This window comes from Streptomyces sp. RK62 (assembly GCF_018070255.1).
Classification (GTDB): Bacteria; Actinomycetota; Actinomycetes; order Streptomycetales; family Streptomycetaceae; genus Streptomyces; species Streptomyces nigra.
On the sequence record NZ_JAGPYD010000027.1, the window covers coordinates 44,369 to 67,519 of the forward strand.

Sequence of the window (23,151 nt, forward strand, 5' to 3'; positions counted from 1 at the left end):
TGGGGCCTCGACCAGATTCACACGGGCGATAACCCTGCGCATGTCGATCAGTCACGCCGTGTAGTCCTCGCCTCCTCGTCGGCCGCGCCACCCGCCCCGACCAGGCCCGTCCGCATCCCGTCGAGCCGGTCCGCGAACCGCCGCATCTCCCGCTGCCCGACCGTCCCGATGAGCGCCGGCAGATACCCGCGCACCCCCTGCATGCCGCGCAGCCACCACTGCCCGTACACATGGCTGGAGCGCCGCTCGATCCCGGCCACGATCCGGTCCACCGCCGGGCCCAGCGGATACGTCTTGTTCGACGGCCACGGAAGGCGCTGCCTCAACTCCCGCATCACATCGTGCTGATCGGCGCCGCGCACCATGTCGGTGTCCGTCCACGACAGATAGCCGACGCCCACCCGCACGCCCTTGTAGCCGACTTCGGCCCGCAGACTGTGCGCGTACGCCTCCACACCGGACTTGGACGCGCAGTACGCCGTCATCATCGGCGCCGGCGTGATCGCGGCGAGCGAGGCGATCTGCAGCAGATACCCGCGGCTCTCCATCAGCACCGGCAGGAACGCCCGCGCCGTCACCGCCGACCCGATCAGATTGACCTCGATGACCCGCCGCCAGGACTCCGGGTCGGACTCGGCGAACGGCCCGCCGGTCGCCACACCCGCGTTGGCGACCACGATGTCGACCTTCCCGAACCGCTCCTTGACCTCCTGCGCGACCCGCGTCATCGCCTCGTGGTCGGTGACGTCCGCGTACCAGTGGTCGCTGTCGCCGTGCAGCCGCTCGGAGACCTGCTTGAGCGCGTCCCGCTCCAGCCCCACCAGCGCGACCGACGCGCCCCGCGCGGACAGCTTGCGCGCGAGCAGCTCACCGACCCCGCGCGCCGCACCGGTGACGACGGCGACCTGCCCCTCAAGGCTCACCCTGCTCATGCACCCTCCTTGACCTGCGTGTACGTCGTGACGAGTTCGCGTATCTTCCCGGTGACCAGCTCGGGCGCCTCGATGGGCGTCATGTGCCCGAGCCCCGGAAGCTCGGTCACGCCGACGCAGTTCGGCAGCGCCTCGGCCAGCGAGCGGGCGTGCACCGGCGGGGTGAGCCGGTCGGCCGTACCGACGACGACCGCCGCCGGGACCGTCAACTCCCGTATGCCGTCGCCGAGATCGAGCAGGGACAGCACCCGCGACCAGGCGTGCCGCACGGTCCGCGGGCAGGCGTGCACGATCCGCGCGCACGCCTCGACCATCTCCGGAGCCGAACGCGGGCCCATCGTCGCGTACTTCAGGATCGCCCGGGCGGCCGCCGTGACCGGGCCGAGCGGCGCCCGCGACCCGAGCAGCCGCCCGGTCAGCCAGGTCCGCAGCCGGCCCGCCCGCAGCGGCAGAACCACCGACTCGGCGACCAGCCGGGACGCGCCCGTGCTGCACAGCAGGACGGCGGCCGCGTGCTCCCGGAAGGCCGGGCGGGCGGCGGCGGCCATCACCGTCATCCCGCCCATCGAGTGCCCGGCTATGACGGCCTTCTCGCCGGGGGCGAGCGTGGCCTTCAGGACGGCTTCCAGGTCGTCCGCGAGGCCGTCCGTGCTGCACACCGCGGCGGCCGGGCTGCGCCCGTGACCGCGCTGGTCGTAGGCGACGACCCGGTGGTCCACGGCCAGGGCGCGGATCTGCGCCGCCCAGAAGGCCGTCGAGCAGGTCCAGCCGTGCGCGAGGACGACGGCCGGCGCGCCCTCCGGGCCGTGCACCTCCACATGCAGCCGCGCCCCGTCTGCGGACTCCACCGTCAGCTCCCGGACGGGCACGGGCGGGGCGTACGGCCCCTCGGCGACACTCACCGGGCGGCTCATGCGGAGACCTCCGCGCTCTCGCCGCTCGGCGCGCGCTCCGGCTCAGGGGGCCGTACGACGGCGTACTCCGCGAGGTCCACCCGGCGGGTCGCCCGCCGGAACTCCGCGGTCGTCCCCGGCCAGACGGTGGTGTTGCGGCCCTGCGCGTCCAGATACCAGCTGGTGCAGCCGCCCGTGTTCCACACGGTCCGCGTCATCCGCTGCTGCACCCGGCGGTTCCAGGCGTGCACCGCGCTCGGCCGGGCGTCCAGCGCCACCCGGCCGCCGAGGACGTCGAGTTGGCGCACGAAGTCCGCCATGTAGTTCAGCTGGGACTCGATCATCAGGATCATCGACGAGTTCCCGAGGCCCGTGTTGGGCCCGATGATGGTCATCCAGTTCGGGAACCCGGCGGCGGACGCGCCGCGCAGCGCCTCCATCCCGCCCTTCCACGCCTCGGCGAGCGTCTTGCCCTCCGCACCCACCACCCGCTCGGCGATGGGCATGTCGGTGACATGGAACCCGGTGCCGAACACGATCGCGTCGACCTCGGCCTCGCTGCCGTCGGCGGCGACCAGCGTCGAGCCCCGGATCTCGCTGAGCCCGCTGGCGACGACGTCCACGTTGGGCTGGGCGAGCGCCGGGTAGTACGAGCTGCTCAGCAGGATCCGCTTGCAGCCGATGCGGTAGTCCGGGGTCAGCTTGGCCCGCAGCTCCGGGTCCTTGATCGCCCGGCCCATGTTCCGCTTGGCCAGCCCCTCGATGAAGCCCAGCTCGTTCGGGTGCTTGGTGAACGCCTGCACCTGAAGCTCCCGGATGCCCCACAGCACCCCCCGGCGCAGCCGGCTGGTGAACGGCAGCGCCCGGTGCAGCGAGCGCTCCGCCCCGCTGATGGCCCGGTCCATGCGCGGCATGACCCACGGCGGGGTGCGCTGGAAGAGGGTGAGCCGCTCCACCTCGGGCTGGATCGACGGCACGATCTGGATGGCGGACGCGCCCGTGCCGACCATCGCGACGCGCTTGCCGCGCAGGTCGTAGTCGTGGTCCCAGCGCGCCGAGTGGAACACCTTGCCGGGGAAGGAGTCCAGGCCCGGGATCTCGGGGATCTTCGGGTCGGACAGCGGCCCGGTGGCGGAGACGACGAGATCGGCGGAGAGCTCGCCCCGGCTGGTCTCGATGTCCCAGCACAGCCGCTCGGCGTTCCACGTCATCCGCTTCACCTCGGTGTCGAAGCGGATGTGCGGCCGCAGCCCGAAGGTGTCGGTGACGTGCTCCAGATAGGCCCGGATGTGCTCCTGACCGGAGAAGGTGCGCGGCCAGTCCGGGTTGGGCGCGAACGAGAAGGAGTACAGATGGGACGGAACGTCGCAGGCGCAGCCCGGATAGCTGTTGTCCCGCCAGGTGCCGCCGACACTGCCGGCCCGCTCCAGGACGACGAAGTCCGTGACGCCCTCGCGCCGCAGCCGTACGGCCGCTCCCAGCCCGCCGAACCCGGACCCGACCACCGCGACCCGCACATGTTCGCGTTCGGCCATGCGTGTGCCTCCCTGCTCCACCGGAACCATGCCAGTGAACACTGGCATGGTGGGGAGCGTAGAGCAGCCGCGTACCGACCGGTAGGGGGCGGCCGACGAAAGTTACCCCCGGTACGAACTAAGGTGCCCCAGTGACCGAGAAGCGTGAGTACCGCATGGAGGAGCTGGCCCGGCTGGCCGGCATCACGGTCCGCACCCTGCGCTTCTACCGCGAACGCAAGCTGATCCCGCCGCCCCGCCGCGAGGGCCGCATCGCCTGGTACGACGACCACCACCTGGCCCGTCTGCGCACCATCGCGGCCCTCCTGGAACGCGGCCACACCCTCACCGGCATCGCCGAACTCGCCGAGGCCCTCGACCACGGCCGCGACGTTGCCGACGTCCTCGGCGTCACCCCCACCGAGGAGGAGCCCGTCCGCCTCACCCCCGAGGAACTCGCCGCCCGCTTCGAGGGCCAGGTGACCCCGGAGAACCTCGCCGCCGCCCTCGACCTCGGCTACCTCGGCACCGACGGCGACGAGATCGTCCACATCAGCCGCCGCCTGCTCGACGTCTCCTCGGCCCTCGTCCGCGAGGGCATCCCCCTCGCCGAGGTCCTCACCGCCGGCCGCCGCGTCCGCGAACACGTCGACGCCATGGCCGACATGTTCGCCGACCTGGTCCTGCGCCACGCCGACGAGTCCGACCTCCCCCGCTTGCGCCCCCTGGCCCGCAGCGTCGTCGAGGCCGAACTCTCCCTGGCCCTGGACCGCAGACTGCGCAAGCAGGAGTGGGACTAACTGCCGTAGACGACCGTCACCGGCGCATGGTCCGACCAGCGCTCACCGTGCGTGGCGGCGCGCTCGACGTACCCCTTGAGCGCCCGGCCCGCGAGCCCCGGCGTCGCGGCGTGGAGGTCGATCCTCCATCCTGTGTCGTTGTCGAACGCCCGTCCCCGGTACGACCACCACGAGTACGGCCCCTCGACGTCCGGGTGCAGGGCGCGGACCACGTCGACGTAGCCGCCCTCCGCCTGGTCGAACACGCGAGTGAGCCAGGCGCGTTCCTCGGGGAGGAAGCCGGAGCTCTTCTGGTTGCCCCGCCAGTTCTTCAGGTCGGCCTTGTCGTGCGCGATGTTCCAGTCGCCGCAGACCAGGACCTCGCGGCCGTCGGCGGCGGCGCGTTCGCGCAGGTCCTTGAGGTGGGCCAGGAACTCGGTCATGAAGCGGTACTTCTCGTCCTGCCGCTCGGTGCCGACCTCGCCCGAGGGCAGGTAGAGGGAGGCGATCGTCACACCCGGCAGGTCGACCTCCGCATAACGGCCCCCGGCGTCGAACTCGGTCGAGCCGAAGCCGACCCGTACCCGGTCGGGTTCCCGGCGTGTGTAGAGGGAGACGCCGGCGCGGCCCTTGGCGGCGGCGGGCGCGTGCAGGACGTGCCAGCCCTCGGGGGCGCGGACGTGCTCGGGCAGCTGCTGGGGCTCGGCCCGGACCTCCTGGAGGCACACCACATCGGCGTCGGTCGCGGCCAGCCACTCCACGAAGCCCTTCTTCGCGGCGGCCCGGAGCCCGTTCACATTCACAGAGGTCACAGTGAGCACCAGGGCACTTTACCGGCACACTGGACGCTGTCCGATTCTGGAATGTCCCGATCTTGAATTGATATACGGTATACAGCATGCATATTCGCCCGGTTCCCTTCGACCACCCCGACGCGGTCAAGCTCAACGACCAGGTCCAGGCCGAGTACTCCGTCCGCTACGGCGACGGCGGCGACGAGACACCGCTCGCCGCGGCCGACTTCGCGCCGCCGCGCGGCCTGTACCTGATCGCGTACGACGCGCTCGGCGTGCCGGTCGCCTCCGGCGGCTGGCGCTCGCAGGACGAGAACGGCGAGGGCAACCAGAACGGCGACGCCGAGCTGAAGCGCATGTACGTGGTGGAGGACATGCGCGGGCGCGGGATAGCGCGGCGCGTCCTGGCGGCGCTGGAGGAGGACGCCCGGGCGGCGGGCCGCCGGCGGATGGTGCTGGAGACCGGGGTGAAGCAGCCGGAGGCGGTGGCCCTCTACACGTCCAGCGGCTACGAGCCGTGCGAGAAGTTCGGCTACTACCGCTTCCACGAACTGAGCCTGTGTTACGCCAAGGCCCTGTGAGGACCGGCACACGCGCGGCGGGTGAGCGGGGGTCAGACCCCGCCACCCGCCGCCCCTTTTGACCCGTCGGCCCCAGGACATGCCAAAGCCCCGGTCGGGATATCCCTACCGGGGCTTTGAGCTGCGTGGACCTGAGGGGATTTGAACCCCTGGCCCCCTCGATGCGAACGAGGTGCGCTACCGGACTGCGCCACAGGCCCTTGCAACGAGTGAAACTTTAGCACCCCGATCGGGGTGCTCGGAAATCCGTTGCCGGGCGGTCACTCGTTGGCGGCGCGCGGCCGGTCGCCGTCCTCGTACTGGTCGAACAGCGGTGTGCGGCCCCGCTCACGGGCCCGGCGGGCGGACGCGGCCCGGCGGGCGTCGCTGCGCTCGTCACCGTCGGCGCGGTCGTCCTCGGGCGCGGCGGGGGCGTCGGCGGCGGCCGGTGCCTCGTGCTCGTGGCCGACGGCGCTGGAGCGGGCCGAGCTCCACGCGTCCGGCGCGCCGAGGTCGACGTCGGAGGTGGCGCGCGGCGCGACCGGCGCGGTCACGTAGGTGGGCAGCGGGACGGGGACCGGGTCCCAGCTGTCGCCGTGCCCGGGGCGGCGCTGGCGTTCGCGCTGCTGGTCGACCCACTCGGCGTGGTCGGTCTGCTCGACGAGGGCGCGCCGGTCGGCGGCGAGCGCGGAAAGGTCGGTGCCGGTGTCTGGTCCGGACCCTTCGTCGGACTCGGGGGCGCCGGGCGCGGCGGCGCCGGGTCCGCGGCGGCGGTTCTGCCGGGCGTGTTCGCGCAGCCGCTGCGCGGCGGCCTCGGCGCGGCGCCGGTCCATCTGGTAGGTGAAGCGGCGGCGCTCCTGGGACCGCAGATACGCGATGTATCCGCTGAGCAGGACGGCGGGGACGCCGGGTGCCCACAGGAAGGCGAGTCCGCCGACGGCGGCGACGATCGCGCCGAGGGTGAACGCGAGGAAGAGGACGACGGTGGTGCGCCGGCGGCGCGCGAGCACCTTCAGGCGCCGGGCCCGTGCTGCGGCCGCCTCCTCGGAGGGGGACCGCCGGGGGGCCGGCACGCGCTTGCGGGCCTTGGCCTCGGCGTCCCGGGGGGTGTCGCGGGCGGGTTCGGGGCGTGCCGGTTCCGGGCGTGCGGGTGCCGGGGCCGGTGCCGCCGCCTGGGTCTGCGGACGGGTCGGGGGTACGGCGAAGGCCCGGACGTCCACCGACTCGGTGACGTCGTCCGGGTCGTCCGCGCCGGGCTCCCCCTCGCCGGTGGAGCGGGCGCGCAGGTCCTTGGCGTACCGGCGCTCCATGCCGGCCCGTCCGGACAGCAACCGGATGGCCGTGCTGAAGCGTTCCGTCGGACGGGCCTCGTTCAGCTCGTCCTGCCTACGGAGCCACATCGGCACCAGGTAGGCGGCCCAGGCCCCGACGATGACTGCGTAGATGAGGCCGCTGCTGCTCACGTCTCACACGGTAGAGGGGTTTGCGTGAGGCCATCCGCCAATTGAGCCGGTGTGTCGCACGATCTGGCTGATATTTCGAACTTTTTTTGTGACCGATGCGATCAGCTGCCCGCCGAGGCCGCGAATTTCACGCCCCTAGCCGGTCATCCGCCGATCAATTTCGAACACTTATTCAATTCCGGGGTTACGCGGGATTCCCCTGTGTGTTGCGCGGCCCGGTGGGTGGGCCGGCCTGCGCACGGGTGCGGTGCCAGCGGCCGAGCAGTCCGTCGGGGACCTCGTCCGCGGTGAGCGCGAACACGAGGTGGTCGCGCCAGGCTCCGTCGATGTGCAGATAACGCGGACGCAGTCCCTCTTCGCGGAATCCGAGTTTCTCCACGACCCGGCGGCTGGGCCCGTTCTCGGGGCGAATGCAGACCTCGATGCGGTGCAGACCGACGGTGCGGAAACAGTGGTCGACGACGAGGGCGACGGCGGTCGGCATGACGCCGCGGCCCGCCACGGACTCGTCCACCCAGTAGCCGACGTGCCCGGAGCACATCGAGCCCCAGGTGATCCCGGCGACCGTCAACTGCCCGACGAGCCGCCCCTGGTACTCGATGACGAACGGCAGCATCCGGCCGGCGTTCGCCTCGGACCGCAGATGGCGCACCATCTGCCGGTAGGTGGGCCGGTGCACGATCGGCCCGCTGGGGGTGGGCGGCGGGATCGTCGCCTCCCAGGGCCGCAGCCAGTCGCGGTTGCGGCGGTTGACCTCGCGCCAGGCCCGCTGGTCGCGCATCTTTATCGGCCGCAGGACGATGTCGCCGTCCCGCAGCACGACGGGCCACGATGGGCTGTTCAGCTCGCACCCCCACTGCTCGGTCCGGGGTGGTCGCCGCCGCGCAGCTGGTCGACGGCGTGGATCAAGAGGGGTTCGAGGACGGCCAGGCCGTCCTTCACCCCTCCGGTGGAGCCGGGCAGGTTCACGATCAGGGTCCGTCCGGCGACGCCGGCGAGACCCCGTGACAGGGCGGCGGCGGGCACCTTGTCCCGGCCGTACGCCCGGATCGCCTCCGCGATGCCCGGGACCTCGCGGTCGATCACCGCGCGGGTTGCCTCGGGGGTGCGGTCGGTGGGCGAGATGCCGGTGCCGCCGGTGGTGACGACGACGTCGTACCCGTCCTCGGCCCCGGTGCGCAGGGCGGCCTCGACGGGGTCGCCGTCCGGGACGACCCGGGGGCCGTCGACGGTGAACCCGAGGCGCGTGAGGCCGTCGGCGATCAGTGGTCCGCCCCGGTCCTCGTAGACCCCGGCGGCGGCCCGGTTGGACGCGGTGACCACGAGAGCGCGATACGTCATGCCCGGCTCCAGTCGCCCGACTTCCCGCCCGTCTTCTGCTCCACCCGTACGTCCGTGATGACCGCTCCCTTGTCGACCGCCTTGACCATGTCGATCACGGTGAGCGCGGCGACGGTGACCGCGGTCAGGGCCTCCATCTCGACGCCCGTGCGGTCCGTGGTCTTCACGGTGGCCAGGATCTCCACGGCGTCGTCCGCGACCGACAGGTCCAGTTTCACACCGGAGAGCGCGAGCGGGTGGCACAGCGGGATGAGGTCCGGGGTGCGTTTGGCGCCCATGATGCCCGCGATCCGGGCGGTGGCGAGGGCGTCGCCCTTGGGCATTCCCTCGCCCCGCAGCAGCTCGACCACGCGCGGTGAGACGAGGACGCGTCCGCTCGCGCGCGCGGTGCGCGCGGTGACGTCCTTGCCGGAGACGTCGACCATCCGGGCGGCGCCCGCTTCGTCGAGGTGCGTGAGGTGGTCCTGCTCGGGTGGGTTCTGCGTGCTCATGCTGGTGTGGCGCTCCCGGTCCGGGCCCGTCGCGGTGCGGCGCACGGGCCTGCTGTGCGCGACACGGTACCGCCAACGCGGGGCGGTCAGCCGAGCAGGACCACCTCGACCTCGCTGCCCGGTTCGACGCTCTCGACGTCCTCGGGGACCACGATCAGCGCGTCCGCGTGCGCGAGGGCGGCGACCAGATGCGATCCGGCGCCGCCGACGGGCCGGACCTCGCCGTCCGTGTGGCTGCCGCGCAGGAACTGTCTGCGTCCCTTGGGCGAGGTGAGCGCCTTGTCGGCGACGAGGGTGGCCCGGGTACGGGGCCGGTGCACATCGGTCAGGCCCATCAGGGCGCGGATCGCGGGGCGCACGAACAGCTCGAAGGAGACGTACGACGACACCGGGTTGCCCGGCAGGGCGAGCAGCGGGGTGTGGTCGGGGCCGATCGAGCCGAAGCCCTGCGGTTTGCCGGGCTGCATGGCGAGCTTGCGGAACTCGACGCCGCTGCCGGGCTCGTCCTCGTCGCCGGCGTGGGACAGCGCCTCCTTGACGACGTCGTACGCGCCGACGCTGACGCCGCCGGTGGTGACCATGAGGTCGGCGCGGACCAGCTGGTCCTCGATGGTGTCGCGCAGTGTCTCGGCGTCGTCGGCGACCGCGCCGACGCGGTAGGCGATGGCGCCGGCGTCGCGGGCGGCGGCGGTGAGGGCGAAGCTGTTGGAGTCGTAGATCTGGCCGGTGGCGAGCTGCTCGTCGGGCTGGACGAGTTCGCTGCCGGTGGACATGACGACGACGCGGGGGCGCGGGCGCACCCGGACCGTGCCGCGGCCGATGGCGGCGAGCAGGGCGATCTGCGGCGGGCCGAGGACGGTGCCGGCCTCCAGGGCGCGGTCGCCGGCCTTGACGTCGCTGCCGGCGGCGCGCACATGGGCGCGTGCCTCGGCGGGCCGGTGGATCTGTACGGTGCCGGCGGCGCCCTCGGGGGCCTGACTGCGGGCGCGCATCCCGGTGACGGGGCCCTCGCCGAGCCCTCCGTCGGTCCACTCCACGGGGACGACGGTCTCGGCGCCGGGCGGCAGCGGGGCGCCGGTCATGATGCGGACGGCCTGGCCGGGGCCGACGTGGAGCTGATCGGCCTGGCCCGCCGCGGCGTCCCCGACGACCTCCAGGACGGCCGGGAACTCCTCGCTCGCGCCCGCGACGTCCGCGACCCGTACCGCGTACCCGTCCATGGAGCTGTTGTCGAACGGCGGCAGCGAGACCGGCACCGTGACGTCCTCGACCAGGACGCAGCCCTGGGCGTCGAGGAGCTGCAGCTCGATGGGTTCCAGGGGGCGGACGGTGGCGAGGATGTCCTGAAGGTGTTCGTCCACGGACCAGAGCTGGTCGTGGCCGGCGGGACGGGGCGCGGCGGTGCTCAACTCGCTACATCTCCTCGGCTACGTAACTGCGAAGCCAGGTCCGGAAGTCCGGGCCCAGGTCTTCACGTTCGCATGCGAGTCTGACAATGGCACGCAGGTAGTCGCCCCGGTCGCCGGTGTCATAGCGGCGGCCCTTGAAGACGACGCCGTGCACGGGGCCGCCGACCTTCTCGTCCGCGGCCAACTGCTGGAGGGCGTCGGTCAGCTGGATCTCGCCGCCGCGGCCGGGCTCCGTCTTGCGGAGTATGTCGAAGATGTGCGGGTCGAGAACGTAGCGCCCGATGATGGCGTAGTTCGACGGGGCGTCGGCCGCGGCCGGCTTCTCGACGAGGTCGTGCACCTTGACGACGTCGCCCTCGTCGGTGGGGTCGACGGCGGCGCAGCCGTAGAGGTGGATCTGCTCGGGCGCGACCTCCATCAGGGCGACGACGCTGCCGCCGTGCTGCTCCTGCACCTCGACCATGCGCTTGAGCAGGGGGTCGCGGGGGTCGATCAGGTCGTCGCCGAGGAGGACCGCGAAGGGCTCGTGGCCGACGTGCGGGGCCGCGCAGAGCACGGCGTGGCCGAGGCCCCGGGGGTCGCCCTGGCGCACGTAGTGCATGGTGGCGAGGTCGCTGGACTCCTGCACCTTGGCGAGGCGTTCGGCGTCGCCCTTCTTCTGCAGGGCGGACTCGAGTTCGTAGTTGCGGTCGAAGTGGTCCTCGAGCGGCCGCTTGTTGCGGCCGGTGATCATGAGGACGTCGTCGAGGCCCGCCGAGACGGCCTCTTCGACCACATACTGGATCGCGGGCTTGTCGACGACCGGCAGCATCTCCTTGGGAGTCGCCTTGGTGGCCGGCAGGAAGCGGGTTCCTAGACCCGCTGCGGGGATGACAGCCTTGGTGATCCGAGGGTGGGACTGAGTCATGCCCGACACCTTATCCGGTGCCTTTGTATGGAATCTGAGGCTCCGGTTATTTGGCTCTCATATGAGCACATTGGGAAGGGTAAGGGAGCGAGCTTTGCCTCACTTCGCGGACGGCACCGAGTCTGCCAAACGGACGTTGCGGCGAGAGCTCCTCGCGGTAAGGGGCGGGTTGACACCCGATGACGTGCGGGAATCCGCGGCGGCGCTGGCGGAGCGCGCGCTGCGCCTCGCGGAGCTGGCGCAGGCGGGCACGGTCGCCGCGTACGTCTCCGTGGGAAGCGAACCCGGCACCCTCGCGCTGCTCGACGCGCTGCGCGCGCGGGGCGTGCGCGTCCTGCTGCCCGCCCTGCTGCCCGACAACGACCTGGACTGGGGCCCGTACACCGGACGGGACGGGCTCGTCCGCGTCCAACACGGCGGAAGGATGGCTCTTTTCGAGCCCCCCGGCCCGCACCTCGGCCCGGACGCCGTCACCGAGGCCGACGCGGTGCTGCTGCCGGGTCTCGCCGTCGACGCGCGCGGGATGCGTCTGGGGCGGGGCGGCGGATCGTACGACCGGGTGCTGGCCCGGCTGGAGAGCGCGGGCGCCGATCCGGCGCTGGTGGTGCTGCTGTACGACACGGAGGTCGTCGCCCATGTCCCCGAGGAGCCGCACGACCGTCCGGTGCACGCGGTGGTGACACCGTCGGGGGTCCGCCGCTTCCCCCGGACCTGACCGCCGTACGCGAACGGGCCCTCCACGCACGCGTGGAGGGCCCGTCGCACGGTCGGCGGACGGTCAGGGCCGCAGCACCAGGGTGTCGCTGGTGGAGCCGTCGACGGCTTGCTTGGAGAAGGACCAGTCGAGCAGTTCGCCGTCGGCCCACTTGTCCGTCTGGTCGGTGTAGTGGGCGTTGTAGGCGTGCCCGGAGGCGCCGGTGAGGTTGATCCACTTCGACTTGTCAAGGTCGCCGAGGTTGACGACCATCCGCATCGACGGCACCCACACGACCCCGTAGCCGCCGGCCGCGTTCCAGCCGCTCGCGTTGACGGTGGCCTCGCCGCCGCTGAGCTTCCAGGGGCCGCGGTTGAGGGCGTACTGGAGGAAGCCCGGGCCCTCGGTGCCGAGGGTCTGGTTCTTCAGGAACAGGCGGTGCAGCCGGCCCCAGCTCCAGGTGTCGATGTCCTTGCCGAGCTTCGCGGTCAGCTCCCAGCGGGCGTCGACCATGGCGCGCGCGAACAGGTCGTCGCGGTTGCGGTCGGCTCCCTTGCGGGGGCCCGAGTCCGGCGTCGTCCACCAGTCGCTGTCCGGGTCGTCCATGAGGGCGCGCACCACCTCGAACCAGCGGTCGCCGCCGTCCGGCTGCGCCTGGTCGGCGTCGCGCTCGCCGCACTCGCGGACCTTCTGCACCTCGTCGGCCGGGCCGGTGGTGCTGACCGGGTCGACGTACAGGCACTGGCCCTTGACCCGCAGCTCCTTGGGCAGCTTGTGGCCGAAGGCGAGCTTGAGGATGTTGCGCCACACCGAGTTGAAGTAGGCGGCGGCCGCCGAGTCGGCGTCCTGGGTGTAGTCCCAGCCCTCCAGCAGCTCCTGCGCCTCACGGACGTCGGGGTCCGCTATGTCGATCTTCAGCAGTTGGGGCACCAGCAGCTTGGCCATCTCGCTGCTGTTGTCGAGCTGCATCTGGCGCATGTCGTCGGTGGAGATCTTGCCGCCGCCGTCGATCTTCGACTGGATCAGGTCGTTGATGCGCTGGCTGCGGGCGCCGTAGCCCCAGTCCGTGGTGAGCGTGTAGGGGTACTTCTTGTCGACGACGGCCTGGTTGGCGGTGACGATGTAGCCGCGCTTCGGGTTGTACTCGTACGGCAGCTCGTCCTCGTCGAGGTAGCCGGTCCAGCGGGACCTGGGGTCCCAGCCGGGCGCCGGCACGGAGCCGTCGTAGCCCTGCGCGCGCGTGGGGATCTTCCCGGGCAGCGTGTACCCGATGTTGTCCTCGCGGTCCGCGTAGATCAGGTTCTGCGAGGGGACGTCGAAGAGGGCGGCCGCGGCGCGGAAGTCCTTCCAGTTCTTCGCCTTGTCCATGGCGAAGACGGCGTCCATGGTGGTGCCGGCGTCCAGCGCGGTCCAGCGCAGCGAGATGCCGTAGCCGTCGCCGCGGTCGGGCGCCGCGGTGTCCACGGTGGCCTTCCTGCCGACCTTGACCAGCTCGGAGCTGCGGTCGGAGAGCAGCGGGCCGTTCTTCGTCGCGCGTACGACGATCTTCTTCGGTTCGCCGCCGGCGACCTTGATGGTCTCCTGGCGGGTGGTGAACGGCACCGTCTTGCCGCCGTACAGATAGCCGTCGCCGGACAGCTTCTCCAGGTACAGGTCGGTGACGTCGACGCCGGAGTTGGTCATGCCCCAGGCGATGTCCTGGTTGTGGCCGATGACGACGCCCGGCATGCCCGCGAAGGTGTAGCCGGCCACGTCGTACTGGCAGGAGGCGGAGACCGAGCGGCAGTGCAGGCCCATCTGGTACCAGACGGACGGCAGCGACGCCGACAGGTGCGGGTCGTTCGCCAGCAGCGGCTTGCCGGTGATGGTGTGCTTGCCGCCGACCACCCAGGAGTTGGAGCCGATGCCGTCGCCGTTCACGCCGACGGCCGTGGGCAGCCCGTCCAGGACGTCCTGGAGGCCCGCGAGCTGGCTCTGCAGACCGGTGGTGCCGGACGAGGAGGCGCCGGCCGTGCCGCCCGCGGTGGCCCCGGTCCCCGCGGCGCCTGCCGTGGCGTCCTGCGGCCCGTACGTCCTGGTGACCGCGTCGTAGCCGCCGGTCCGGACGATCGGCTTGTTCCGGTCGTACGGGTACTGCGGGTACAGCTCGGCGATCTGCTTGGGGCCGAGCCGGCTCGTCATCAGGGCGCGGTCGATCTCGTCCTGCATGTTGCCGCGCAGGTCCCAGGCCATCGCCTTCAGCCAGGCGATCGAGTCGACCGGGGTCCACTGCTCGGGCTTGTAGTCGTTGGTGAAACCGAGGGCGGCGTACTCCAGGGAGATCTCCGCGCCGTCCTTGCCGGCCAGGTAGGCGTTGACACCCTTGGCGTAGGCCTGGAGGTACTTCTTGGTGGCGGCCGACAGCTTGGTGTCGTACTCCTGCTTGGCGATCCGGTCCCAGCCGAGGGTGCGCAGGAACTCGTCGTTGTCGACCTGCCCCTTGCCGAACATCTCCGACAGACGCCCGGAGGTCATGTGCCGGCGGACGTCCATCTCCCAGAACCGGTCCTGCGCCTGCACGAAGCCCTGCGCCATGAACAGGTCCTCGTCGGAGGACGCGTAGATCTGCGGCACGCCGTAGCCGTCCCGCTTGACGTCGACCGGCCCGGACAGGCCGTCGAGCGTGAGCGAGCCCTTGGTCTGCGGGAAGGACGCGCGGACGGTGCTGATGGACCAGTAGGCACCGCCGGTGACACCCGCGATGACGGCCAGCACCAGGACCAGGACGAGCAGACGCGCTCTGCGCCCCTTCTTCCTGCCGGATTTGCCGGGCTGCTGACCCGTGGAGGCGGTGGTGTTCGGGGGCATCGCTGTCCTTGCTGTCCTAACGCGAGCGGCAGACGGTCCTGGAGTGCTGGGAGCAACCATAGGCGCAGGGCCCGGCCGGACTTGACGCGGAGTGGGGAACCGTAGCGGACGGACGTTCGATCATGCCCGCCGGAGCGTCAAGAAATCGTCAAGAGTTAGGTAAGGTAATGAAGTAGTTGGGTGCGGAGAACCGCCACTTCGTGTCCTATGTTCATGAGCCCCCGCGCGCGTACGTGGGCCAGGGAAGGGAACGGCCGCTGACTGTCCACGACCTCAACCAGCTTCTGCTCGTCTGCTCGCTCGTGCTGCTCAGCGCCGTCGCCGCGGTCCGCATCTCCTCGCGAAGCGGCCTCCCCAGCCTGCTCGTCTACCTGGGCATCGGCGTCCTCATGGGCCAGGACGGCATCGGGATCCGCTTCGACGACGCCGAGCTCACCCAGGTCATCGGCTACGCCGCCCTGGTCGTGATCCTGGCCGAGGGCGGACTCGGCACGAAGTGGAAAGAGGTCAAGCCCGTCCTCCCGGCCGCCTCCGCGCTCGCGACGGTCGGCGTCACCATCAGCGTCGGCGTCACCGCGACGGCCGCGCACTACCTGGTCGGACTGGACTGGCAGCAGGCCCTGATCATCGGGGCCGTCGTCTCCTCCACCGACGCCGCCGCCGTGTTCTCCGTGCTGCGCCGCATCCCGCTGCCCTCCCGGGTCACCGGCACCCTGGAGGCCGAGTCCGGCTTCAACGACGCGCCCGTCGTCATCCTCGTCGTCGCCTTCTCCCACCGCGGTCCCATCGAGCAGTGGTACGTGCTGCTCGGCGAGATAGCGCTGGAACTGGCCATCGGCGCGGCCATCGGCCTCGCCATCGGCTGGCTCGGCGCCTGGGGGCTGCGGCATGTCGCGCTGCCCGCCTCCGGCCTGTACCCGATCGCCGTCATGGCCATCGCCGTCACCGCCTACGCGTCCGGCGCCATGGCCCACGGCAGCGGGTTCCTCGCGGTCTACCTCGCCTCGATGGTGATGGGCAACGCGAAACTGCCGCACTGGCCGGCCACCCGCGGCTTCGCCGAGGGGCTCGGCTGGATCGCCCAGATCGGCATGTTCGTCCTGCTCGGCCTGCTCGTCACCCCGCACGAACTGGGCGACGACATCGTGCCCGCCCTCGTCATCGGCCTCGCGCTGACCATGCTGGCGCGCCCGCTGAGCGTCGTGGCCTGTCTGACGCCTTTCCGGGTGGCCTGGCGGGAACAGGCCCTGATGTCCTGGGCGGGCCTGCGCGGCGCCGTGCCCATCATCCTGGCGACGATCCCCGTGGTGAGCGGCGTCGAGGGCAGCGAGCGCATCTTCAACATCGTCTTCGTGCTGGTCGTCGTCTACACCCTGATCCAGGGGCCGACGCTGCCCTGGCTGGGCCGCAAGCTGAACCTCGGCCAGGGACCGGAGGCCGCCGACCTCGGCATCGAGTCGGCGCCCCTGGAGCGGCTGGGCGGACACCTGCTGTCGTTCGTCATCCCCGAGGGCTCGAAGATGCACAACGTCGAGGTCGGCGAGCTGCGGCTGCCGCCGGGCGCGGGCGTCACCCTCGTCGTCCGGGACGGAAAATCGTTCGTTCCGCAGCCGGCGACGGTGCTTCGGCAGGGCGACGAACTCCTCGTCGTCGCCACCGATCCGGTGCGGGACGCGGCCGAGCGCCGGCTGCGCGCCGTGGGCGCGGGCGGCAAGCTGGCCGGGTGGCTGGGGACGGATGGGATGAGCCGGTCGTAGGCCGGTGCCTGGTCGCGGTGCCGCCGGTGTCGTACGGCTTGCGCTGTGATCCGGCTTGTTCCGGGGAAGTACAGGTGGGGGGCCGGGGCGTGCTGGTTTTCACAGGGGCAGGGGTCTGAGCCCCTGTACAATGCAGGTGACCCAGATCGAACCAACTCTGCCTGACGCAGAGCTGGCGCGACCGTATGGCGGCCGGGACGCCCCTCCTCATCGTGGGCGCCGGTATCTACCGCAGTTCCGCGCAAGAGGACAGCTCTCGGCGCCGTCCCCCACCCGGTGGGGCCGCGCTACCAGGCGGCAGAAAGGCACGGGCCGTGGCATCCACGGTCACCGAGGAGCCGTCGAAGGACTCGGCCTCCTCCCGCCCGGGATACGGACAGCTGCTGCGCACCCGCGGCGCCTGGACGTTCCTGCTCCCCGGCTTCGCGGCACGCCAGCCGTTCGCGATGCTGACCATCTCCATCGTGCTGCTGGTCCAGCACACCACCGGCTCGTACGGCGCGGCGGGCGCCGCCGCGGCCGTCACCGGCGTCTCCATGGCCGTCTTCGCGCCCTACAGCGGCCGTCTCGCCGACCGCCACGGGCAGCGCGCCGTGCTGATCCCCGGCGTCCTCGTGCACGCCGTGTCCGGGCTGACGCTGACCACGCTCGCCCTCGCGCACGCCCCGCTGTGGGCGCTGTTCGTCGCGGCCGTGCCCACCGGCGCCTCGGTGCCGCAGGTCGGGCCGATGGTGCGGGCCCGCTGGGGCGTCAAGCTCCAGGGCTCACCCCTGATGTCGACGGCCGCGGCCTTCGAGTCCGTCACCGATGAGCTGACCTTCGTCGTCGGCCCGCTGCTGGCCACCGCGCTGTGCACGGCCGTCGACCCGGCCGCCGGCCTGGTCACCGAGGCCACGCTCACCCTCGTGGGCGGACTGCTGTTCGCCGCGCAGCGGAGCACCCAGCCGGCCGTCACCGGCGGCGGGCACGCGCGCGTGCGGCACGCCAGTGCGCTGCGCATCCCCGGCGTGCGCGTGCTGATCGTGACGTTCCTCGGCATCGGTTCCGTCTTCGGCGGCATGCAGGTGTCCCTGGCCGCCTTCACCGAGTCCATCGGCAGCCCCGGCCTGAACGGCGTCCTGTACGGCACCTTCGCCGCGGGCAACATGCTCGCCGGCCTCGTCTGCGGCGCCATCGTCTGGAAGGTCTCGCCACAGCGCCGCCTCCTCGTCGGCTACGCCGCGCTGGCGCTGGCCGCGTCCGGACTGTGGGCCGCGCACTCCGTCCTCGTACTGGCCGCACTGGGACTGCTGGTCGGCATGTGCATCGCGCCCGCCCTGATCACCGGCTACACCCTCGTGGAGAGCCTGGTCCCGGCCGGCGCCCGCACCGAGGCGTTCACCTGGCTCACCGGAGCCGTCGCGCTCGGCCAGGCCGCCGCCGTCACGGTCGCCGGACAGCTGGAGGACCGCCTGTGGGGCGGGGCCGGATTCCTGGTGCCCATGGGCGGCACCCTGCTGGCCCTGTTCACGCTTCTGGCCCTGCGTTCACGGCTCGAGACCCGGGCCGCGGGGCGCACGGTCGCACGTGGCGTCGGTCACCGCGTGCCGGTGGCAGTGGACTGAGCGGCCGGAATACGTCACTATGGATCGTCGTTAGCACTCATCGAGTGAGAGTGCCAGGAGGAAGACAGTGCCGACCTACCAGTACCAGTGCACCGAGTGCGGCGAGGGCCTCGAGGCGGTGCAGAAGTTCACCGACGACGCCCTGACCGAGTGCCCCAACTGCCAGGGCCGCCTCAAGAAGGTGTTCTCCGCGGTCGGCATCGTCTTCAAGGGCTCCGGCTTCTACCGCAACGACAGCCGCGGCTCCTCGTCGAGCAGCTCGCCGGCGTCGTCGAAGTCGTCGTCCTCTTCGTCCTCGTCGTCGTCCGACTCCTCGTCGGCGGCCTCGTCCTCTTCGTCCTCCTCGGACAAGAAGGCGTCGAGCACCGGCACCTCCTCCGCCGCCTAGCCCGCGGCACCACCACTTCTTACGGGACCCTGTCGTCGTCCGGCGGCGGGGTCCTCGGTGTGTCCGGGGCCGGTTAGGGTGCGGGCATGGCGAACAAGGCGAACGCCGAGCTTGGCGTGATCGGCGGCTCCGGTTTCTACTCCTTCCTCGACGACGTGACCGAGGTCCAGGTCGACACCCCGTACGGACCGCCCAGCGACTCCCTCTTCCTCGGCGAGATCGCCGGCCGGCGAGTCGCCTTCCTCCCCCGGCACGGCCGCGGCCACCATCTGCCGCCCCACCGCATCAACTACCGCGCCAACCTGTGGGCGCTGCGCTCCCTCGGCGTGCGCCAGGTCCTCGGCCCGTGCGCGGTGGGAGGTCTGCGACCCGAGTACGGCCCCGGCACCCTGCTCGTGCCGGACCAGCTCGTCGACCGCACCAAGTCCCGGGTGGGCACCTACTTCGACGGACTCCCGCTCCCGGACGGCACCGTGCCCAACGTGGTGCATGTGTCGCTGGCCGACCCCTACTGCCCCACCGGCCGCGCCGCCGCCCTGAAGGCCGCGCGCGGCCAGGACTGGGAGGCCGTGGACGGCGGCACCCTGGTCGTCGTGGAGGGGCCCCGCTTCTCCACCCGCGCCGAATCGCTGTGGCACCAGGCGCAGGGCTGGTCCGTGGTCGGCATGACCGGCCATCCCGAGGCGGCGCTCGCCCGTGAGCTGGAGCTCTGCTACACCTCGATGACCCTGGTCACCGACCTCGACGCGGGCGCCGAGACCGGCGAGGGCGTCAGCCACGACGAGGTGCTGCGCGTGTTCGCGGCGAACGTCGACCGGCTGCGGGGGGTTCTCTTCGACGCGGTGGCGGCGCTGCCGGCCAATGAGGACCGGGACTGTCTGTGTGCGGGGGCGTTGGGCGGGATGGATCCGGGGTTCGTGTTGCCGTAGGGCACCCATGACAAGGGGCCCACGAGGGGGCGGAACGCCTCGTTCGAGGGGCGGGCTTTTCCACAGGCTGTGGGTTGTCCACGGGCTTCAGCGGGCGGCGGCGTGATGGCGGATGGTGGCTTCGCAAGCCGTTCCGTCCACTCCGTCCTCGCTGGTGGTGATCCCCGTGTCCGTAGCTCCCCCTCCCCCTGCCTTCCGGGCCCCCTCTTCCTCCTTCTCTTTCTCCTCGTCGCCTCGCCGTGCGCTGCCGCCCGGGCCGGACGCCCCGGCCACCCGTGAGGTGCCGCACTTCGATCCGGTGCGGGTGCGCGGCACGCGGTACCGGCTGCGACGGCTCGTACGGCATCGGCGGCGGGCCGTGGCGGCCGGGCTGGCCGTGACCGCGGCGGCGCTGGTGGCGGCGGGACCGCGGGAGGCCGAGGGGGCGCGCGGGCATCCGGTGGACGAGCCGGTACGGCCGCACCGGGTCGCCGAGCCGGTGTCGGCGCCGGTGCGGATCGCCGACGCGGCGACCGTACGGCTGCTGCGCCCCGGTGACCGGGTCGACGTGATCGCCGCCGAGAGGAACGGTCCCCGTGGAGGTGGCTTCGGTGGAGATGCCTTCGGCGGGAAGGCCGAGGTGGTGGCGCGCGGTGCGCGGGTGACCGAGCTGCCGGAGCCGCTGGAGGCCGCCGGAGAGGGCGGGGCGCTCGTGGTGCTGTCCGTGCCGCGCGCCACGGCCGCCCGCCTTGCGGGGGCTAGTGCGACGGCGCGGCTGGCGGTGACGCTGTGCTGAGCCCGGTCAAGCGTCGGCGCCCGTCACTTCGCTCCGAAGAGGAGGCCGATTGGACAGAATGGCTGAACGCTGACGTAGGTTGCGGAGCGATCCGTTCCCCAAGCAGCGCGTCCGAGGAGTGCCTCCCAAGTGAGCGAGAACAAGGAATCGAGCGTCTGGCAGGGCTTCAAGGCCTTTCTGATGCGCGGAAACGTCGTCGACCTGGCCGTCGCGGTGGTGATCGGTGCCGCCTTCACCAACATCGTCAACGCGGTGGTGAAGGGGGTCATCAACCCGCTGGTCGGTGCGATCGGCACGAAGAACCTCGATCACTACAGCTCGTGCCTGACCGGCACCTGCAAGGGCGACGAAGGCATCCAGATCCTGTGGGGCTCCGTCCTCGGCGCCGGCCTCAGCTTCGTGATCACCGCGGCCGTCGTCTACTTCCTCATGGTGCTGCCCATGGCGAAGTACCTGGCCCGGGTGGAGGCCCGCCGCAAGGCGAAGGAGGGCACGCAGGAGGTCATCGAGGTGAGCGAGCTGGAGGTCCTGAAGGAGATCCGCGACGCTCTGGTCGCGCAGCGCGGGTCGGGGCACGACCAGCGCTAGCGTCCTGGCGCCCGGGCGGCGCGGGGCCTCAGATGTGGTGCGGCGGCTTCTCGTCGAGGAAGCGCTTCAGGTCGGCCGCGCTGTCCCCGGCCGGCCGGTCGCCCCACCCGCGGTCCGTGTCGTCCGAGGACTGCTGGTCCAGCGGGTCGTCGAAGATCAGCGCGGGCTTCGGCTCGCGCGGCTCGGAGGCGGGGGTGCTGCTCATGGCTCCAGGGTACGGCCCCGCAGCCGCGCGCCCGCGTCCCACCGGGTCGGTCCCCGGCCCTCCACCGCGTTCCCAGGGGCCGGTGGCGCCGTCCGTGAAGTCCTGTGGGGGCTTGTGCGCGGTTCGTGCGCCGCGGGCGCGAATCCACGCCTCATCTGCTGTGCTTGATCCCATGACGTCCAGTTCGAATCCCGCGCCGGACTCCGCCCACCCCACCGGACACCGCCGGCCGCTGCGCCGGCTCACGGCCCGTAGCCGTGGCGAGGAACACCGGGCCGCCACCCCGCTGGAGCTCTTCTTCGACCTGTGTTTCGTCGTGGCCATCGCCCAGGCGGGCGTCCAGCTGGTCCACGCGGTCGCCGAGGGCCACGCCGGTGAAGGCATCCTCAACTACGCGATGGTCTTCTTCGCCATCTGGTGGGCCTGGATGAACTTCACGTGGTTCGCGTCCGCCTACGACAACGACGACGTGCTGTACCGGGTCGTCACGCTGGTGCAGATCGCCGGTGTGCTGGTCCTGGCGGCCGGGGTGTCGGAGGCGTTCCAGGACCACGACTTCGGGGCGGTGCTCGTCGGCTACCTCATCATGCGGCTGGCCCTGGTCGGGCAGTGGCTGCGGGTGGCCAGGTCGGGCTCCGGCCCGGAGCGGGCGATGGCGCTGCGGTACGCCGGCGGTGTGCTGATCTGCCAGGTCGGCTGGCTGGGCCTGGTGCTGCTGCCGGAGGACGCGCGGGGCTGGTGGTTCCTCGTGATGGCGATCCTGGAGCTGTGCGTGCCGGCGTATGCGGAGAGGATCCATCCGACGTCGTGGCACCCGCACCACATCGCCGAACGGTACGGGCTGCTCACCATCATCGTGCTCGGCGAGACCATCGCGGCGGCCACGGTCGCCGTGAAGACCGGCATCGAGGAGAACGACGCGCTGGGCGAGCTGCTGCCCATCGCCGCGGGCGGCCTGCTGATCATCTTCTCGGCGTGGTGGGTCTACTTCGTCGTGCCGATCCACGGGCATCTGCGCTCCAACCGAGAGTCGTTCCTGTGGGGTTACGGCCACTACGTGGTGTTCGCCTCGGCGGCGGCGATCGGCGCGGGTCTGGAGGTGGCGGTCGAGGAGTCGCTCCACGAGGCGCACATCTCGACGCTTGCGGCGTCCGCGGCGGTGACCCTGCCGACGGCGCTGTATCTGCTCACCGTGTGGGCGCTGCACGCGCGGTACTTCAAGATGGGCATCGCGCAGCAGCTGGTGCTGCCGACCACGGCCCTGCTGGTGATCTGCTGCACGTTCCTGGGCGAGTGGGCGGTGTTCACGGCAGGACTGGTCTCGGCGCTGGGCGTGGCGACCGGCGAGACGCTGACGGCGCGCAGACACGCCCGGCAGCGTGCGGCGGCGACACGGGAGCCGGCCGCCTGACGGACCGGGTTGGGCGGCAGGGGCCTGGACGACACTGGGCGTATGACAGTTGACGCTCTGACGGATGTCGCCGGACTACGCGTGGGCCACGCGACCCGCACCGGGGACGGCTGGCTCACCGGCACCACGGTCGTCCTCGCCCCGGAGGGCGGAGCCGTGGCCGCCGTGGACGTGCGCGGAGGCGGTCCCGGCACCAAGGAGACCGACGCCCTGGACCCGCGCAACGTGGTGCAGAAGGTCGAGGCGATCGTCCTGACCGGGGGCAGCGCATACGGGCTGGACGCGGCGACCGGGGTGATGGCCTGGCTGGAGGAGCAGCGGCGCGGCGTGCGGGTCGGGTCCGACCCGGCCCATGTGGTGCCGGTGGTGCCCGCGGCGTGCGTCTTCGACCTGGGGCGCGGCGGCGACTTCCGGGCACGGCCGGACGCCGGCACGGGCCGGGCGGCGGTCGAGGCGGCAGCGGCGAGCGAGGCCGGCGGGGCGGTGCGGGAAGGGTGTGTGGGCGCGGGGACGGGTGCGACGGTCGGGCTGGTCAAGGGCGGCATCGGCACCGCGAGCACGGTCCTGGAGTCGGGGATCACGGTGGCCGCGCTGGTGGTGGCCAACGCGGCGGGGTCGGCCGTGGAGCCGGGGACGGGGGCGCTGTACGGGGAGTTGTCGCACGGCTTGGTGAACCTTCCGGAGGCCCACGTCCACGAGGCCGCGCGCCGGCGGCTGGCGGAGATCGCGGACACCAACGCACCACCGCCACCGCTGAACACCACGCTCGCGGTGGTCGGCACCGACGCCGCCCTGACGAAGGCACAGGCACAGAAGCTGGCCGGCACCTCCCACGACGGCATCGCACGGGCCGTACGGCCCGTGCGATGC

General features: G+C 71.8%; 23 protein-coding genes and 1 tRNA gene. 11 read left to right on the top strand and 13 right to left on the bottom strand.

Features of this window, described 5'->3' with window-relative positions; genetic code table 11:
• Nucleotides 1-47: 47 nt before the first annotated feature.
• The 3 genes from KBY32_RS34165 to KBY32_RS34175 are packed head-to-tail and all read right to left on the bottom strand — an operon-like array spanning nucleotide 48 to nucleotide 3,360.
• Nucleotides 48-932, bottom strand: a complete 885-nt coding sequence (locus KBY32_RS34165; protein ID WP_055624878.1) for an SDR family oxidoreductase — start codon at nucleotides 930-932, stop codon at nucleotides 48-50.
• Entirely contained in the window at nucleotides 929-1,846 is a 918-nt protein-coding gene (locus tag KBY32_RS34170; RefSeq protein WP_210982806.1) for an alpha/beta fold hydrolase, read from the bottom strand. Before KBY32_RS34170 ends, KBY32_RS34165 begins: the two co-directional genes overlap by 4 nt.
• Nucleotides 1,843-3,360, bottom strand: a complete 1,518-nt coding sequence (locus tag KBY32_RS34175; protein ID WP_210982807.1) for an NAD(P)/FAD-dependent oxidoreductase — start codon at nucleotides 3,358-3,360, stop codon at nucleotides 1,843-1,845. Before KBY32_RS34175 ends, KBY32_RS34170 begins: the two co-directional genes overlap by 4 nt.
• 131 nt (nucleotides 3,361-3,491) lie before the next feature.
• Here KBY32_RS34175 and KBY32_RS34180 point away from each other — a divergent pair, with 131 nt between their 5' ends.
• A complete protein-coding gene (locus KBY32_RS34180; protein WP_308293818.1) occupies nucleotides 3,492-4,139 on the top strand; it encodes a MerR family transcriptional regulator in 648 nt (215 codons plus the stop codon).
• Here the strand turns inward: KBY32_RS34180 and KBY32_RS34185 are convergent.
• Nucleotides 4,136-4,939, bottom strand: coding sequence for an exodeoxyribonuclease III (locus KBY32_RS34185; RefSeq protein ID WP_210982808.1), 804 nt, complete (start codon nucleotides 4,937-4,939; stop codon nucleotides 4,136-4,138). The two genes, KBY32_RS34180 and KBY32_RS34185, sit on opposite strands and share 4 nt — an antisense overlap.
• A gap of 77 nt (nucleotides 4,940-5,016) precedes the next feature.
• On the opposite strand from KBY32_RS34185, the gene KBY32_RS34190 reads away from it, so the two are divergent.
• Complete coding sequence (locus KBY32_RS34190) at nucleotides 5,017-5,493, top strand: GNAT family N-acetyltransferase (protein WP_210982809.1); 477 nt, start codon at nucleotides 5,017-5,019, stop codon at nucleotides 5,491-5,493.
• 126 nt (nucleotides 5,494-5,619) lie between these two features.
• Here KBY32_RS34190 and KBY32_RS34195 read toward each other — a convergent pair.
• The 7 genes from KBY32_RS34195 to galU form a co-directional block, all read right to left on the bottom strand.
• A tRNA-Ala gene (locus KBY32_RS34195) sits at nucleotides 5,620-5,693 on the bottom strand.
• Nucleotides 5,694-5,753: 60 nt separating this feature from the next.
• Nucleotides 5,754-6,935, bottom strand: a complete 1,182-nt coding sequence (gene glpR, locus KBY32_RS34200; protein WP_210982810.1) for a gephyrin-like molybdotransferase receptor GlpR — start codon at nucleotides 6,933-6,935, stop codon at nucleotides 5,754-5,756.
• Nucleotides 6,936-7,119: 184 nt separating this feature from the next.
• Complete coding sequence (locus KBY32_RS34205; RefSeq protein ID WP_210982811.1) at nucleotides 7,120-7,755, bottom strand: GNAT family N-acetyltransferase; 636 nt, start codon at nucleotides 7,753-7,755, stop codon at nucleotides 7,120-7,122.
• Nucleotides 7,756-7,775: 20 nt separating this feature from the next.
• Complete coding sequence (locus KBY32_RS34210) at nucleotides 7,776-8,276, bottom strand: molybdenum cofactor biosynthesis protein B (RefSeq protein WP_055624885.1); 501 nt, start codon at nucleotides 8,274-8,276, stop codon at nucleotides 7,776-7,778.
• Entirely contained in the window at nucleotides 8,273-8,767 is a 495-nt protein-coding gene (gene moaC, locus KBY32_RS34215) for a cyclic pyranopterin monophosphate synthase MoaC (protein ID WP_055624886.1), read from the bottom strand. The genes KBY32_RS34210 and moaC overlap by 4 nt, the downstream gene beginning before the upstream one ends.
• Before the next feature lie 86 nt (nucleotides 8,768-8,853).
• Nucleotides 8,854-10,176, bottom strand: a complete 1,323-nt coding sequence (gene glp, locus KBY32_RS34220; protein ID WP_108707344.1) for a gephyrin-like molybdotransferase Glp — start codon at nucleotides 10,174-10,176, stop codon at nucleotides 8,854-8,856.
• 4 nt (nucleotides 10,177-10,180) lie between these two features.
• Nucleotides 10,181-11,083 carry a UTP--glucose-1-phosphate uridylyltransferase GalU gene (gene galU, locus KBY32_RS34225; RefSeq protein WP_055624888.1) on the bottom strand — a complete coding sequence of 301 codons (903 nt, stop codon included), beginning with the start codon at nucleotides 11,081-11,083 and terminating at the stop codon, nucleotides 10,181-10,183.
• 61 nt (nucleotides 11,084-11,144) lie between these two features.
• Here galU and KBY32_RS34230 point away from each other — a divergent pair, with 61 nt between their 5' ends.
• A complete protein-coding gene (locus tag KBY32_RS34230) occupies nucleotides 11,145-11,798 on the top strand; it encodes a 5-formyltetrahydrofolate cyclo-ligase (protein WP_210982812.1) in 654 nt (217 codons plus the stop codon).
• A 63-nt stretch (nucleotides 11,799-11,861) separates the two neighbouring features.
• Here the strand turns inward: KBY32_RS34230 and KBY32_RS34235 are convergent, their stop codons facing one another.
• On the bottom strand, nucleotides 11,862-14,624 hold the full coding sequence (locus tag KBY32_RS34235; protein WP_210982813.1) for a penicillin acylase family protein: 2,763 nt from the start codon (nucleotides 14,622-14,624) through the stop codon (nucleotides 11,862-11,864).
• A gap of 200 nt (nucleotides 14,625-14,824) precedes the next feature.
• Here KBY32_RS34235 and KBY32_RS34240 point away from each other — a divergent pair, with 200 nt between their 5' ends.
• From KBY32_RS34240 to mscL, 6 genes are all read left to right on the top strand, one after another.
• Nucleotides 14,825-16,381, top strand: a complete 1,557-nt coding sequence (locus tag KBY32_RS34240) for a potassium/proton antiporter (RefSeq protein ID WP_234350942.1) — start codon at nucleotides 14,825-14,827, stop codon at nucleotides 16,379-16,381.
• 314 nt (nucleotides 16,382-16,695) lie between these two features.
• The gene (locus KBY32_RS34245) at nucleotides 16,696-17,985 is read left to right on the top strand and encodes an MFS transporter (protein ID WP_210982814.1); all 1,290 of its coding nucleotides are present in this window, start codon (nucleotides 16,696-16,698) and stop codon (nucleotides 17,983-17,985) included.
• Nucleotides 17,986-18,052: 67 nt separating this feature from the next.
• Entirely contained in the window at nucleotides 18,053-18,373 is a 321-nt protein-coding gene (locus KBY32_RS34250; protein WP_055624893.1) for an FmdB family zinc ribbon protein, read from the top strand.
• 86 nt (nucleotides 18,374-18,459) lie between these two features.
• Nucleotides 18,460-19,302 carry an S-methyl-5'-thioadenosine phosphorylase gene (locus KBY32_RS34255; RefSeq protein ID WP_055624894.1) on the top strand — a complete coding sequence of 281 codons (843 nt, stop codon included), beginning with the start codon at nucleotides 18,460-18,462 and terminating at the stop codon, nucleotides 19,300-19,302.
• 280 nt (nucleotides 19,303-19,582) lie between these two features.
• Nucleotides 19,583-20,077: an RcpC/CpaB family pilus assembly protein gene (locus KBY32_RS34260; RefSeq protein WP_374225015.1), complete on the top strand. Its 495-nt coding sequence runs from the start codon at nucleotides 19,583-19,585 to the stop codon at nucleotides 20,075-20,077.
• Between the two features lie 129 nt (nucleotides 20,078-20,206).
• Nucleotides 20,207-20,665, top strand: a complete 459-nt coding sequence (gene mscL, locus KBY32_RS34265; protein WP_210982815.1) for a large conductance mechanosensitive channel protein MscL — start codon at nucleotides 20,207-20,209, stop codon at nucleotides 20,663-20,665.
• A 28-nt stretch (nucleotides 20,666-20,693) separates the two neighbouring features.
• On the opposite strand, the gene KBY32_RS34270 is transcribed toward mscL, so the two are convergent.
• Entirely contained in the window at nucleotides 20,694-20,870 is a 177-nt protein-coding gene (locus tag KBY32_RS34270; protein ID WP_086872747.1) for a hypothetical protein, read from the bottom strand.
• 172 nt (nucleotides 20,871-21,042) lie between these two features.
• On the opposite strand from KBY32_RS34270, the gene KBY32_RS34275 reads away from it, so the two are divergent.
• On the top strand, nucleotides 21,043-22,281 hold the full coding sequence (locus tag KBY32_RS34275; protein WP_210982816.1) for a low temperature requirement protein A: 1,239 nt from the start codon (nucleotides 21,043-21,045) through the stop codon (nucleotides 22,279-22,281).
• A gap of 42 nt (nucleotides 22,282-22,323) precedes the next feature.
• Nucleotides 22,324-23,151, top strand: an 828-nt coding sequence (locus KBY32_RS34280) for a P1 family peptidase (protein WP_210982817.1), incomplete at its 3' end; no start/stop codon positions are given.